The 12919-nt window shown below is 73.0% G+C and carries 13 protein-coding genes; 8 read left to right on the top strand and 5 right to left on the bottom strand.

Annotated features, from left to right (window positions below):
- The first annotated feature begins 10 nt into the window (after window positions 1-10).
- The 3 genes from Prubr_RS14060 (at window position 11) to Prubr_RS14050 (ending at window position 2937) form a co-directional block, all read left to right on the top strand.
- Window positions 11-667 carry a response regulator transcription factor gene (locus Prubr_RS14060; RefSeq protein WP_212825593.1) on the top strand — a complete coding sequence of 219 codons (657 nt, stop codon included), beginning with the start codon at window positions 11-13 and terminating at the stop codon, window positions 665-667.
- The gene (locus Prubr_RS14055; RefSeq protein ID WP_246568674.1) at window positions 664-1815 is read left to right on the top strand and encodes a sensor histidine kinase; all 1152 of its coding nucleotides are present in this window, start codon (window positions 664-666) and stop codon (window positions 1813-1815) included. Before Prubr_RS14060 ends, Prubr_RS14055 begins: the two co-directional genes overlap by 4 nt.
- Before the next feature lie 204 nt (window positions 1816-2019).
- Window positions 2020-2937: a PDDEXK family nuclease gene (locus tag Prubr_RS14050; RefSeq protein WP_212825591.1), complete on the top strand. Its 918-nt coding sequence runs from the start codon at window positions 2020-2022 to the stop codon at window positions 2935-2937.
- A 70-nt stretch (window positions 2938-3007) separates the two neighbouring features.
- On the opposite strand, the gene Prubr_RS14045 is transcribed toward Prubr_RS14050, so the two are convergent.
- The 4 genes from Prubr_RS14045 to Prubr_RS38215 form a co-directional block, all read right to left on the bottom strand.
- The gene (locus Prubr_RS14045) at window positions 3008-3472 is read right to left on the bottom strand and encodes a nucleoside deaminase (RefSeq protein ID WP_212825589.1); all 465 of its coding nucleotides are present in this window, start codon (window positions 3470-3472) and stop codon (window positions 3008-3010) included.
- 62 nt (window positions 3473-3534) lie between these two features.
- Window positions 3535-4062, bottom strand: a complete 528-nt coding sequence (locus Prubr_RS14040) for a tRNA adenosine deaminase-associated protein (RefSeq protein WP_212825586.1) — start codon at window positions 4060-4062, stop codon at window positions 3535-3537.
- A 148-nt stretch (window positions 4063-4210) separates the two neighbouring features.
- Window positions 4211-4378, bottom strand: a complete 168-nt coding sequence (locus Prubr_RS14035) for a hypothetical protein (protein ID WP_212825584.1) — start codon at window positions 4376-4378, stop codon at window positions 4211-4213.
- 115 nt (window positions 4379-4493) lie between these two features.
- On the bottom strand, window positions 4494-5447 hold the full coding sequence (locus tag Prubr_RS38215; RefSeq protein ID WP_425518013.1) for a hypothetical protein: 954 nt from the start codon (window positions 5445-5447) through the stop codon (window positions 4494-4496).
- Window positions 5448-5558: 111 nt separating this feature from the next.
- Here Prubr_RS38215 and Prubr_RS14025 point away from each other — a divergent pair, with 111 nt between their 5' ends.
- The gene (locus Prubr_RS14025; RefSeq protein WP_212825582.1) at window positions 5559-6326 is read left to right on the top strand and encodes a M23 family metallopeptidase; all 768 of its coding nucleotides are present in this window, start codon (window positions 5559-5561) and stop codon (window positions 6324-6326) included.
- Window positions 6327-6334: 8 nt separating this feature from the next.
- On the opposite strand, the gene Prubr_RS14020 is transcribed toward Prubr_RS14025, so the two are convergent.
- Window positions 6335-7456 carry an outer membrane protein assembly factor BamB family protein gene (locus tag Prubr_RS14020; protein ID WP_212825580.1) on the bottom strand — a complete coding sequence of 374 codons (1122 nt, stop codon included), beginning with the start codon at window positions 7454-7456 and terminating at the stop codon, window positions 6335-6337.
- A gap of 32 nt (window positions 7457-7488) precedes the next feature.
- Here Prubr_RS14020 and Prubr_RS14015 point away from each other — a divergent pair, with 32 nt between their 5' ends.
- The 4 genes from Prubr_RS14015 to Prubr_RS14000 all read left to right on the top strand — a co-directional run bounded on the left by Prubr_RS14015 (window position 7489) and on the right by Prubr_RS14000 (window position 12786).
- The gene (locus Prubr_RS14015; protein WP_281425912.1) at window positions 7489-8619 is read left to right on the top strand and encodes a prephenate dehydrogenase; all 1131 of its coding nucleotides are present in this window, start codon (window positions 7489-7491) and stop codon (window positions 8617-8619) included.
- A 247-nt stretch (window positions 8620-8866) separates the two neighbouring features.
- Window positions 8867-9958 (top strand): IS630 family transposase, encoded by a 1092-nt coding sequence (locus tag Prubr_RS14010; protein WP_246567430.1) that lies wholly within the window; start codon window positions 8867-8869, stop codon window positions 9956-9958.
- Window positions 9959-9978: 20 nt separating this feature from the next.
- A complete protein-coding gene (locus Prubr_RS14005; RefSeq protein WP_212825578.1) occupies window positions 9979-11052 on the top strand; it encodes a PHP domain-containing protein in 1074 nt (357 codons plus the stop codon).
- Window positions 11053-11115: 63 nt separating this feature from the next.
- Window positions 11116-12786, top strand: a complete 1671-nt coding sequence (locus Prubr_RS14000; RefSeq protein WP_212825575.1) for a DUF885 domain-containing protein — start codon at window positions 11116-11118, stop codon at window positions 12784-12786.
- Window positions 12787-12919: the final 133 nt, after the last annotated feature.

The following is a 12919-nucleotide window of genomic DNA, read 5'->3' as shown; positions in this document are numbered from 1 at the left end:
GGATGGTCGGATGAGGGTGCTGGTGGTCGAGGACGAGAACGTGCTCGCGGACGCGATCGCGGAATGGTTGCGGCGGGAGGCGTTCGCCGTCGACGTGGCGTACGACGGCGCGGCCGCGCTGGAGCGGCTCGCCGTGCACGCGTACGACGTGGTGGTGCTCGACCGGGACCTGCCGGTGGTGCACGGCGACGACGTGTGCCGTTCGATCGTCGACTCGGGCGGGCAGAGCCGGGTGCTGATGCTGACCGCGGCGGCGGCCGTCCGGGAACGGGTCGCCGGGCTGGCGCTCGGCGCCGACGACTACCTGCCGAAGCCGTTCGCGATGGTGGAGTTGTCGGCCCGGGTGCACGCCCTGACCAGACGCACCCGGCCGGCCGCCCCGCCGCGGCTGTCCCGGCGCGGGGTGCTGGTCGACCCGGCCCGCCGGGAGGTCTACCGCGACGGCCGGTACGTCGCGCTGAGCCGTAAGGAGTTCGCCGTACTCGCCGAACTGCTGCGGGCCGACGGCGCGGTGGTGTCGGCCGAGGAGTTGCTGGACCGGGCGTGGGACGAGCACATCGACCCGTTCACCAACGTCGTACGGGTCACCGTGATGAAGCTGCGCCGCAAGCTCGGCGATCCACCGGTGATCGAGACGGTGCCCGGCGTCGGATACCAGATCCGGTGAACCGGCTGACCATCCGGGCCCGGCTGACCCTGGTCTTCGGCGGACTGTTCTTCCTGGCCGGCGGCGTCCTGCTGGCCGTCAACTACGCGCTGGTCGCCGGCCGGCTGCAGCAGAACCGGCTGTCGTTGTGGATCGGCGGCTCCAGGGACACGTCGGACCTCGACACGGCGGCGATCGGCGCGATGGTCGGCGACTACCAGCGCAGTGTCCGGGACAGCGCCCTCGACTCGCTGCTCACCCAGGGCGGGCTGGCGCTGGTCGTGGTGTCGGTGGCCGCGGTCGCGATCGGCTGGCTGGTCGCCGGCCGGGCGCTCCAGCCGCTCCAGGCGATCACCGGCACCGCCCGCCGGATCGCCGGGGCCGACGGCGCCGGCCGGGGCCTGCACGAGCGGATCGCGCTCGACGGCCCGAAAGACGAGGTACGCGAACTTGCCGGCACCTTCAACGACATGCTGGAACGGCTGAACCGCGCCTTCGACGGGCAGCGGCGGTTCGTGGCGAACGCGTCGCACGAGCTGCGTACGCCGCTGGCGCTGAACCGGGCGCTGGTCGAGTTGGCGATGACCCGGCCCGGGGCGCCGGCCGAGGTACGCCAGCTCGGCGAGTCGCTGCTGACCGTCAACGAGCGGCACGAGCGGCTGATCGACGGGCTGCTCACGCTCGCCGACTCGGAGAACGAGGTGACCGACCGTACGCCGGTGGATCTTGCCGAGGTGGCCCGGCACGTGGCCGACCAGATCGCCGGGCCGGCCGGCGTACGCGTCGAACTGGACCTGGCGGCGGCGCCCACGGCCGGTGACCCGGTGCTGCTCGAACGGCTGACCCAGAACCTGGTCGAGAACGCCGTACGGCACAACGTGCCGGTGGACGGCTGGCTGTCGGTCGAGACGGCGGTCGTGGACGGCCGGGCCACCCTGACCGTGTCGAACAGCGGCCCGCCGGTCCCCGGGTACGAGGTGGAAAGCCTGTTCCAACCGTTCCGCCGCCTGAACCGCGACCGGATCGCCGGCACCCGCGGCTTCGGCCTGGGCCTGTCGATCGTCCGCGCGGTGGCCCGCGCCCACCACGGCTCGGTGGCGGCCGCCCCACGCCCGGCAGGCGGCCTGACCGTAACCGTCTCCCTCCCCCCACCCCCAAGATCCGCGTGATCAGGGACTAAGTCGAGCGTGTCGTCGGCGTGCCACGCCTCAAACTCCCTGATCACGCGGATCTTGCGGCCGGCGGGCGGGGGTGGCGGGGGCGCTGTAGCAGGTCGGCCCTGATGGCAGGGGCTGTCCACAGGTGGATCGGTTATCCACAGGCTGTTCACACCGGACGGCGGGACGGCGGCGGACCCGTGATGCTTCGCCGGCATGACACCTGGTTACGAGACCGCGCTGCTGATCGCCGCCGGACAGGAGGGGCTGATCACCTCGGGTCAATGTCTTCGAGCCGGGCTCACCCACTCGGACGTCGCCCGGCTGGTCAGAACGAAACGGTGGCAGGGCATCTTCCGCGGCGTCCACCTCACCACACCAGGCACCGTCTCGGGCCGGCAACGCGTCCGGGCCGGGCTGTTGGCGCTGGGACCGCCGGCCGTCGCCGTGCTGAGCAGCGCCGCCACCGTCCACCGGTGGCCGGTGGCACCGCCCGATCCGACGGTGCAGGCGTCGATGCCGGCCGAGAGGCGACGACTGGACCAGGTCGGGCTGACCGCCCGTCAACTGGTCCTCGCCGACACCGACGTGATGACGGTGGCCGGGATGCGGGTCACGACGCCGGCCCGTACCGCCGCCGACCTGCTGCTCCGGCTGCCGCGACCGGAGGCGGTGGCGATGCTCGACGCGGCGTTGGGGGCCGGGGCGCTGACAAGCGGGGATCTGGAGATCGCGGGCACCTTGATCTACGGAAATCGCGGTGCGGTACGCGCCCGCCGCTCGATCCGTGACGCCGACGGACGGGCGCAGTCCCCGCTGGAGTCGCGGATCCGGCTCATCTGCGTCGACGGTGGTGTGCCGCCCGAAGAGCTCCAGTTTCCGGTGTACGACGACTTCGGTGTGGTGCGGGCATTGGCCGATCTCGCCTGGCCGAGCCGGGGCGTACTGGTCGAGGCCGACGGCCGGGCACCCCACAGCACGCCAGACGCCCTGCTCCACGACCGCAGGCGGCAGAATCTTCTGCTCACCAGGGGCTTCGTCGTTCTACGGTTCACCTGGTCCGACACAAAACGGCCGAACTACGTCGTACAGACGGTCCGGGAGGCGCTGAAAGCCGGTCCAAGATCCGCGTGATCAGGGAGCGTCGGCCACGGCGCGCCGGCGACACGCTCGATTTAGTCCCTGATCACGCGGATCTTGGGGGTCAGCGGAAGAAGGTGCGGAGGAGGGTGGCGCACTCCGGTTCGAGGACGCCGGCGTAGACCGTCGGGCGGTGGTTGAGGCGGCGGTCCCGGACCACGTCCCAGAGCGAGCCGACCGCACCCGTCTTCGGCTCCCAGGCGCCGAAGACCACTGTGGACACCCGGGCCAGCACCAACGCACCCGCACACATCGTGCACGGCTCCAGTGTCACCACCAGCGTGCAGCCGTCCAGCCGCCAGGCGCCGAGGTGGGCGGCGGCCCGGCGCAACGCGAGCACCTCGGCGTGCGCGGTCGGGTCACCGGTCAGTTCCCGCTCGTTACGACCGACGGCGAGTTCGGTGCCGTCCGGCCCGTAGACGACCGCACCGACCGGCACGTCGCCCTCACGGTCCCCCGGCACCCCACCGACGACGCGGCCGGCACCGGCATCCGGGCCGGTGCCGGCGACCGCCAGGGCGCGACGCATCCAAGCCTCGTGACGCTCCCGCCGCCCGCCGAGGGACCACGGGGGCGGGCCGCCGGGGTCGGTCACGCTTCGCGTAGCTCCTCGACCTCGTCGCCGCAGCCGATCGCCTGGCACACCTCGGCCGTCACGTCGGCGGGGAGCATGCCCTCGTGCGCGCAGAGAACCAGCATCCGCTGCGCCGGTACGCCCAGGTCGGCGAGCAGGTCGGCGTCGCCGACCGGGTCTGCGTCGGGATCAGCGGCCGGCTGGTCGGAGCCGGTGGTGGACGCGGTGGTGCCCGCTCCGGTCAGCACCTCGTCGAACTCCAGAGCGGGGGTCTTGAGGTCGCCGACGAGCAGCGCGCCGAGCCGGGACTCCTCGGCGAAGGCCGAGTCCGAGCCGAAGATCCGCAGGTCCTCGCCGGCGTCGAGACGCAGGATGGCGAGATAGGCGTCGTCCGCCTCGACGAAGAGCAGTGAGACGTCCGCGTCCGGGTCGACGTCGCGCAACTGTTCCGCGACCTCCTCGATGTCAGACACACCGGCGAGGTCGAGTTCCGCGGTGGCCCATCCGGTCGAGCCACGCGTGACGGCAGCAGCGAAGTACGCCACGGTCCCCCCAATTGCCTTGCGGCTGCCCGCCGCAGATACCGCCGACTAGTTCGTTACGCGTGACGGTAACCGGTCGGGTCGGCGGGTGACCGGACAACGCTCCGAGAGAAGGAGCGGAACGGACCAGAAGTTTGCCGGCGGATCCCGGTCAGCCGGCGAGACGCCGACGGGTGGCGATCAGCTCACGCAGCCGATCTCCGCGAACCTGACGGGGAAGCTCGCGCTCGCGTACCGCTTTCGCACCGGCGAGCTCGGCGAGGAGCTGCAACCGGCGGCGGCTGCGGTCGGGGTCGAGCCGCTGCACTGTCCAGGCCATGCCGCCGAGCGTGCCGACTGCGCGGCGACTAGTCAAGGCCGGTCGCGCTGCGCATACGCGTCGATACACAGCGCCCACGATCGCTGACGGTCCGGGTGCATTCAGCTGCGCTACGTCACCAGAGTGGCCAGTTGGACGTCGCGGCCCAGCGCAGTGCGACAAGGGTCGTCGTGATCCCCCAACCGACCGCCACCGAGACCGCCAGTCCGGCGGCCACTCCCCGGTCGCCGTGGCGGGCCAGCACGGCCGCGACCAGCCAGGCGACCGCGCCGGCGATGGTCGTCCACCAGCCGAGGCCGCGCAGGTCACCGGCGAGCAGGGCGAACATCGCCAACCAGAGGGCACCGGCCCCGATGCCGGCCGCGAGCGGCCCGGGCCGGACCTGGTGCGGCTCCCGGTAGGTCGGCCGGCGCGGTGCCCGCGACGGGAACAACCCGGACGGGATACGTCCCCCGCCGGGCGACTGCCATCCGGCGGGCGGCGCCGCGAACCCGCCCGGGACCGGCGACCACGGCTGTGCCCCGGCCCCGGGCGGGACCGGGGAAAAGGGCCGGGCACCGAACCCGGGTGGGTACGACGGGTACGGCGGGGCACCCGGACCGGTGGACCCGGCGTGACCGGGCCCGGCAACCGGGCCGGGCCGGCCGCCCCAGCCGAAACCGGCAGCGGGCCCGGGTACGGCAGCCGGGACGGGCCCGGTGGCAGGGGCACGCGGGACGGGCCCGGGAACGGCGCCGGGCGGCGCGGACGGACCGGACTCCGGCCGGCTCGCAGCCGTGGTGAACCCCGGCGGGGTGAAACCCGGCGGTACGGGAAAAGGCGCCCGCGCCGGCGAAACGGGTCGTCCGGTCGGCGGAGCCGTCGCCGGGGCGGCGGGCGAGACCGGAGCGGCGTCGGCCACCAGCGGGCCGGGCACCGGGCGCCCCGGCCCCGCCACATCTCCCGGCACCGCGCTCACCGGCGGCTCCACACCGTCGACGCCACCGGCCGGGCGGTCCGGATCCGGGGCGACGCTCGCCGCCGGCCGGCCCGTCGCGTCCTCGTCCGACCGGGACTGCTCCGCCGTCACCGTCGCTCCTTCGCTCGCGGCTACGCCTTCCGCCGCAGCGTACCCGGCTGGCCACACTCCGGCCCGGGGTCGCGCGCGACCGGCGGGGCGCGCCTCTGCCAGGATGGCCGGATGTCTTGGCGACATCGAGCACCATGGAAGGCGACGGCCGGCCGGCCGTGGACGTACCCGGTGTTGTTCCTGCTCGTGGCGGGGCTCGGCGCGGGGTGCGGTGCGCCGCCCGGCGCGACGGGCGCCGGCGCACCGAACTGGCGCGCGAGCGACGGCGGCACCCCGTCCACACCCCCGACCGGGACCCCGACGACCGGTACGGCGCCCTCCGCCGGCCCGGCCACGACCGGGCCGACGCCTCCGGGTAACAGCGGCCGGCGGTACTTCTTCCCCGTCGCCGGCAGCAACGTCGCCTACCACCCGACCCATTCGGCGTACCCGGCGACCGACATCTTCGCCGACTGCGGCACCCCGGTCGTGGCGGTGACCGACGGGGTGGTGCTGGAGATCAGCCGCAGCGACACGTACGACCGGCGCAAGCCCGACGGTCCGCTGAACGGCGGGCTGTTCGTGTCGCTGCTCGGTGACGACGGGGTGCGCTACTACGGTTCGCACCTGGTCGAGGTGTCCGCCGGGATCGACGCCGGGGTACGGGTGGGCGCCGGCCAGCGGGTCGGCTCGGTGGGCCGTACCGGCAACGCCAACAACGTCTGCCACCTGCACTTCGGTATCTCGCCGCCGTGCGCCGGCGCCGGTGACTGGTGGGTACGCCGGGGCGTGGTGTGGCCGGCGCCGTACCTCGACGCGTGGCGGAAGAAGCGGGACTCGGCGCCGGCCGACAAGGTGGCGGCCTGGCAGCGTGAGAAGGGTTGTGCCCGTACGCCGTGAGCCGGCGATCAGCCGAACTGGGCCAGCCGCTGCCGGGCGGTGCCGTTGATCTGGGTGAACGCGCCGCCGGCCACCACCTTGCGCAGGCCGGGGTTGGCGGCCATGGCGTGCACGCCGCTTATCCCGTTACCGTCCGCCGTCCAGGGCAGCAGCGTGCCGTCGGTCTCGGCCGCGGCGGCGAGCTTGACCCGACGGTCGGAACCGTCGACGCAGGAGCCCTGGTCGCCGGTTGCCGCGGAGCGGCAGACCTTGTCGAAGTGGCCGCCGAGGTAGACGGTGCCGTCGAGAACGGTGACCGCCTGCGGGTCGCCGTCCTGGGTGAGGGTCCAGCGGGTGGCGCCGGTGGGGTCGTACGCCACGACGCGGCCGCCGGGTCCGCCGTGCGCCGCGTACACGCCGCGCGGGCCGGCCGCGATGGCGTGGGTGACGTAGCTGGCCCGGGGCCGGAAGCCGGTGTCGGGCGCGCCGCTTTCCGGGTCGAGGGCGGCGATCCGGGCCGTGCCGGCGGCGCCGTTGACGCGGTGGAAGCTGCCGCCGGCGTAGATCCGGCCACCGGCGGCGACGACGGTGCGGACGGTGGCGTCGGCACCGGCCGACCAGCCTTCCAGCAGGGCGCCGGTGCCGAGGTCGAAGGCGGCGAGCCGGGCCCGGGGTACGCCGTTCACGGAGGTGAAGGTGCCGCCGGCGTAGAGCCGGCCGTTCGCGGCGGTGAGCGCGTACGGCTGCCCGGTGACGCGGTGCCGGAACGTGTCGTGCGGTGCCCCGGTCGTGGCGTCGAGCCGGCCGAGGCCGTCGCGGTCGGCACCGGCGAGGCTGGTGAAGGCGCCGCCGACGTAGACCGATCCGCCGGCGACGGCGATGGCGCGTACCTGGTCGTCGGCGGGTGGCGCCCAGTCGAGCAGGGCCCCGGTACGGGCGTCGACGGCGGCGAGCCGGCTGCGGGCGACCGTCTTCCCGCCGGCGGTGGCCGAGGTGAAGTCGCCGCCGACGTAGAGGGTGTTTCCGGCGTACGCGGTGGCCCGGACCGTGCCGTTGAAGGTCGGCAACTGCTCCGGGGTGTCGCTGACGGCGGCGTCGGCGGGCAGCGGGGTGGCGGCGACGAGGGCACCGGCGACACCGGCGGTCAGCACCCAGCGCCGGACCTGGCGGGCAGATACGCGAATTGTGTCCGGAAAAATCACTGAATTACGGTAACCAGGCAGATCATCGGTCGCCACGACCCGGCCGGCGGGTCGCCGGGGTACGGGCCGGCACCGCGTTCACCGCCGCGTGTGCGAGAGTCAGCCGTGTGGATGTTGCGGTGATCGGCCTCGGTCTCATCGGCGGTTCGGTGCTGCGGGCGCTGGCGGCCGCCGGCCACCGGGTGCTCGGCTACGACGCCGACCCGGCCACCCGGGCCACCGCGCGGACCGCCGCCGCGAAGGCGCCGCCCGCCGCCCGCTGGCAGGTCACCGCGACCGTACGCGACGCGGTGGCGCGCGCCGACCTGGCCGTGGTCGCCGTACCGCTGCCGGCCGTGGCCGGTGTCCTCGACCAGCTCGCCGACGCCGGATTCAGTGGCCTCGTCACCGACGTGACCTCGGTCAAGGGTCCGGTGCACCAGCTCGTCGGGCAGCGGCTGCACCGGCTCCACGACCGGCTGGCCGGCTTCGTCGGCGGCCACCCGATGGCCGGTCGTGAGACGTCCGGCTTCGCCGCCGCCGACCCGGAACTGTTCGCCGACTGCTCCTGGGTGCTGTGCCTGGAGCCCGGCGTCACCGCACTGTCCGACTGGCTGGAACTCGCCGTACTGGTGACCGGGCTCGGGGCGCGGGTGGTGCCGGCCACCCCCGAGGAGCACGACCGGGCGGTCGCCGCCGTGAGCCACGTACCGCACCTGCTCGCCGCGGCGCTCGCGGCGACCGCCGCCACCGACCCGCTGGCCGGCACCCTCGCCGCCGGTTCGTTCCGCGACGGAACCCGGGTCGCGGCCACCCGGCCGGAACTGGTCGCGGCGATGTGCGGCGGCAACGCCGCCGCGGTCGGGCCGGCACTCGACGCCGTACTCACCGAACTGGCCGGCGCCCGGACCGCGCTGGCCGCCGACGACCCGATCGCGGCACTGCGGACCTGGCTGACGCCGGGGTGCGCGGCCCGTACCGCGTGGCCGCCGGCCCCTGGCAAACCGCTCGAACTGCCGGCCCGGGTCGAGACGCTCATCCGGCTCGGCCGCGCCGGTGGCTGGGTGACCGCCGTCGCCGACGACCGCCGTACGGTGACCGGCGTCCGCCCCGCCCCGGTCGACCCGGACTGACCCCCCACCCCCGCCACCACCCCCACCCCCGCACCGGCACCGGCACCGGCACCCGCAAGATCCGCGTGATCAGGGAGTACGCACCCCGCCGCGCCGGCGACACACCCGACTTACTCCCTGATCACGCGGATCATGGGTGGGGCGGCTAGTGCCTCGTCTTTGAACGTTGATCGTGTAATCCGTCGGTTCTGAGGACGTGTCGGGCACGCTGTCTCCCAACGAATGAGGCTGTGGGAGGTGGTGCCGGGTGGGTAGACGCCCGGAGGTGTTCGTCCGGCAGGTGTCGATGGCCGAGGGACAGCGGTTGCAGCGGATCACCAGGACGGCGAAGGACCCGGTCAAGTTGCGCCGGGCGATCGTGGTCCTGATGTCCGCCCAGGGCCAGCCGGCCCCGGACATCGCCCACCTGCTCAAGACCAGCGAGGACTATGTCCGCGACGTGATCCACGCGTTCAACGATCGGGGGTTCGACGCACTCGACCCAAAATGGAGCGGGGGCGCACCGAGACGGATCGATGAGCAGACCCGCGACTGGATCTGCGTCATCGCCCGGTGCGACCCCCGTTTCCTCGGTAAGCCGTTCTCCTGCTGGTCCCTGACCAAGCTGCGCGACTACCTGATCGCCGCCGGCTACGTGACCACGATCAGCGCCGAGACGGTGCGGCGGATCCTGCATGAGCGCGGGGTGTCGTGGCAGGCCACCAAGACCTGGAAGGCCAGCACCGACCCCGACTTCACCGCCAAGATGCGCCGGATCCTCGACCTGTACGACCACCCGCCCGCCGACGGCCGGGTGATCTGCGTCGACGAGTTCGGGCCGCTGAACCTGCAACCCCGCTCCGGCCGCGCATGGCGACCCCAGGGACAGCCCGCGCGACTACGGGCCACATACACCCGTGACCAGGGCGTCCGGCACATGATCGCCGCACTGGACCTGGCCACCGGACGCCTGCACTACCGCATCCGCGACCGCAAACGCTGGCGCGAGTTCCTGGCCTTCCTCAAGACCCTGCGCCGCCGCTGGCCCGACCAACGCCTCTACCTGATCGTGGACAACTTCTCTCCGCACAAGCACCGCGAGGTCCGCGCCTGGTGCGCGACCAACCGCGTCGAGCTGGTGTTCCTACCGACCTACTCGTCCTGGCTGAACTGGATCGAGGCCGAGTTCGCCGCCGTGCGGTACTTCGCCCTCAACGGCACCGACCACCGCAGCCACGTCGAGCAGGACGCCGCCATCGGCGACTACATCCGCTGGCGCAACCACCGGGCCCAGCCGAAGTCAGGATTCGCGACCAATTCCAAGATCCGCCACCCCGATTACCCGTTCAAGGCTGCATGACGAGGCACTAGCTTGGGGGTATGGCCGCACGGGATGCGATCGCCGATCTGCGCCGGATCGCCTACCTGCTCGAACGTGCCAACGAGGCCACCTACCGGGTACGGGCGTTCCGGTCCGCCGCCACGGCACTCGCGGCCCTGCCCGCCGCCGACCTCGCGAGCCGGGCGCTCGCCGGCACGCTGACCGAACTGGCCGGGGTCGGCGACGTGACCGCCCGGTGCGTCACCGAGTCGCTGCGTGGCGAGGAGCCGGTCTACCTGCGCCGGCTCCTGGCCACCGAGGGGGCCGACCTCGACGAGGCGGCCGCGGCGCTGCGGACCGCGCTGCGCGGCGACTGCCACACCCACTCCGACTGGTCCGACGGCGGTTCGCCGATCGAGGAGATGGCGCTGGCCGCCGCCGAACTCGGCCACGAATACCTGGTGCTCACCGACCACTCGCCGAAGCTGACCGTGGCCCGCGGGCTGACCGCCGACCGGCTGCGCAGGCAGCTCGACCACGTGGCGGCCATCAACGCCGCGCTCCCCACGGGCTTCCGGATCCTGACCGGCATCGAGGTCGACATCCTCGCCGACGGCTCGCTCGACCAGGACGAGGAACTGCTCGCCCGGCTCGACGTGGTGGTCGGATCGGTGCACAGCGGGCTGCGGGACGACCGGGCCCGGATGACCCGCCGCATGCTGGCCGCCATCACCAACCCGCACCTGGACATCCTCGGCCACTGCACCGGGCGGATGGTCGCGAGCCGACCCGCCGGGGTGACCGGGCCCGGCGACCGGGGCCACCGGGCCCGGACCAGGCCACCGAGCGACTTCGACGCCGACGCCGTCTTCGCCGCCTGCGCCGAACACGGCAAGGCCGTCGAGATCAACTCCCGGCCGGAGCGGCAGGATCCGCCGAAGCGGCTGCTGCGGCTGGCGGTCGAGGCCGGCTGCCTGTTCGCCATCGACACCGACGCGCACGCGCCGGGGCAGCTCGACTGGCAGCGCTTCGGCTGCGAGCGGGCGGCGCTGTGCGGCGTACCGGTGGACCGGGTGGTGAACACCTGGCCGGCCGGCGAACTCGTCGAGTGGGCGGCGGGCCACAGCGCCTGACCGGTTCGGCACCCGGCGATAACGGCGGGTGGGCGGGGCCGCTGGTCCCGTAGGGTCGCAGGCGTGGGAAGAATTGATGACCTAGCAAACCGTTACGTGGACGAGTGGGCGCCGCTCAACCCGGGTGAGGCCACCTACGTGGGGTTGAAGGGCTACGACGACAAGCTCGACGAGCTTTCCCCCGACAGCTTCGCCGCGCAGGCCGAACTGATCCGGCGCACGCTCGCCGAACTCGACGTCACGGAGCCGGAGACCGAGTCCGAGCGGGTCGCCAAGGAGGCGATGCAGGAGCGGCTCGGCCTGGAATTGGCCAGGTACGACGCCGGCGAGGTGACCAGCGAGATCAGCGTGATCACCAGCGGGCTGCACCACATCCGTCAGGTCTTCGACCTGATGCCGACCGACGGCGAGGAGGCGGTGGCCAACATCGCCGCCCGGTTGAACCAGTTCGCCGGGTCGCTCGAGCGGTACAAGACGACGTTGCGGGTCGCGGCCGACGCCGGTCACGTCGGCGCCCGCTACCAGATGCTCGAGGTCGCGAAGCAGTGCGACACCTGGACCGACCCGGCCGGCGACAACTTCTTCCACGCGCTGGTCGACCGGCTGTCGGCGGACGCCTCGCTGACCGCCGAGCTGGCCCGGGGCGCGGCCGCGGCCACCGCCGCCACCGCCGAGTTCGGCCAGTTCCTGCGCACCGAGATGGCGCCCCGTGGTCGGGAGTCGCAGGCCGCCGGGCGGGAGCGTTACGAACTCGCCTCGCAGTACTTCCTCGGGGCACGGGTCGACCTCGACGAGACGTACGCCTGGGGTTTCGAGGAACTGGCCCGGCTGGAGCGCGAGATGCGCAAGCTGGCCGCCCGCATCGTCGGGCCGGGCGCGAGTATCGACGAGGCCGTCGCGGCGCTCGACGCCGACCCGGCCCGCACCATCGCCGGCAAGGAGGCGTTCCGCGACTGGATGCAGGCGCTGGCCGACAAGGCGATCAGCGAACTGCACGGCACCCACTTCGACATCCCGGAGCAGGTTCGCCGGATCGAGTGCTGCCTCGCACCGACCAGTGACGGCAACATCTACTACACCGGCCCGAGCGAGGACTTCTCCCGCCCGGGCCGAATGTGGTGGGGGGTCCCGCCCGGCACCACCGAGTTCTCCACCTGGCGCGAGGTGACCACCGTCTATCACGAGGGCGTACCCGGCCACCACCTCCAGATCGGCCAGACCCAGGTCCGGGCCGAACTGCTCAACCGTTGGCAGCGCCTGCTGTGCTGGTGCTCCGGGCACGGCGAGGGATGGGCGCTGTACTCCGAGCGGCTGATGGACGACCTCGGCTACCTCGACGACCCCGGCGACAAGCTGGGCATGCTCGACGCGCAGGCGTTGCGGGCCGCCCGGGTCATCGTCGACATCGGCATGCACCTCGAACTGGAGATCCCGCGCGACAACCCGTTCGGCTTCCACCCCGGGCAGCGGTGGACCCCGGAACTGGTGTGGGAGTTCATGCGGGCGCACTGCCGGGTGGCCGAGGGCATCCTCCGGTTCGAGGTGAAGCGCTATCTGGGCTGGCCGGGCCAGGCGCCGGCGTACAAGGTCGGCGAGCGGATCTGGCTGCAGGCCCGGGACGAGGCCCGGGCCCGCAAGGGTGCCGACTTCGACCTGAAGGAGTTCCACCGCCAGGCACTCGATCTCGGGCCGTTGGGGCTCGACCCGCTGCGGAAGGCGCTCGCCCGCCTCTAGCCGCGTAACCCTCACCGGGTGTCCACCCGTTGTTTCGATGACGGGTGGGCATCCAGCACTTTCCGGAAGGTTTCGGGATTCAGGGTCAGCTCAGGGAACTCCCCCCTTGAATGAGAGAAACATCCGGCGGCAG

The organism is Polymorphospora rubra, from assembly GCF_018324255.1.
Lineage (GTDB): Bacteria > Actinomycetota > Actinomycetes > Mycobacteriales > Micromonosporaceae > Polymorphospora > Polymorphospora rubra.
This window is presented reverse-complemented; position numbering and strand designations above follow the sequence as displayed.

What these genes read in the sequence shown, in the direction of transcription:
- Prubr_RS14060 (WP_212825593.1), top strand. Translation starts at nt 11, where the DNA reads ATGAGGGTGCTGGTGGTCGAGGACGAGAACGTGCTCGCGGACGCGATC.
- Prubr_RS14050 (WP_212825591.1), top strand. Translation starts at nt 2,020, where the DNA reads ATGACACCTGGTTACGAGACCGCGCTGCTGATCGCCGCCGGACAGGAG.
- Prubr_RS14045 (WP_212825589.1), bottom strand. Translation starts at nt 3,472, where the DNA reads ATGCGTCGCGCCCTGGCGGTCGCCGGCACCGGCCCGGATGCCGGTGCC.
- Prubr_RS14035 (WP_212825584.1), bottom strand. Translation starts at nt 4,378, where the DNA reads ATGGCCTGGACAGTGCAGCGGCTCGACCCCGACCGCAGCCGCCGCCGG.
- Prubr_RS14025 (WP_212825582.1), top strand. Translation starts at nt 5,559, where the DNA reads ATGTCTTGGCGACATCGAGCACCATGGAAGGCGACGGCCGGCCGGCCG.
- Prubr_RS14005 (WP_212825578.1), top strand. Translation starts at nt 9,979, where the DNA reads ATGGCCGCACGGGATGCGATCGCCGATCTGCGCCGGATCGCCTACCTG.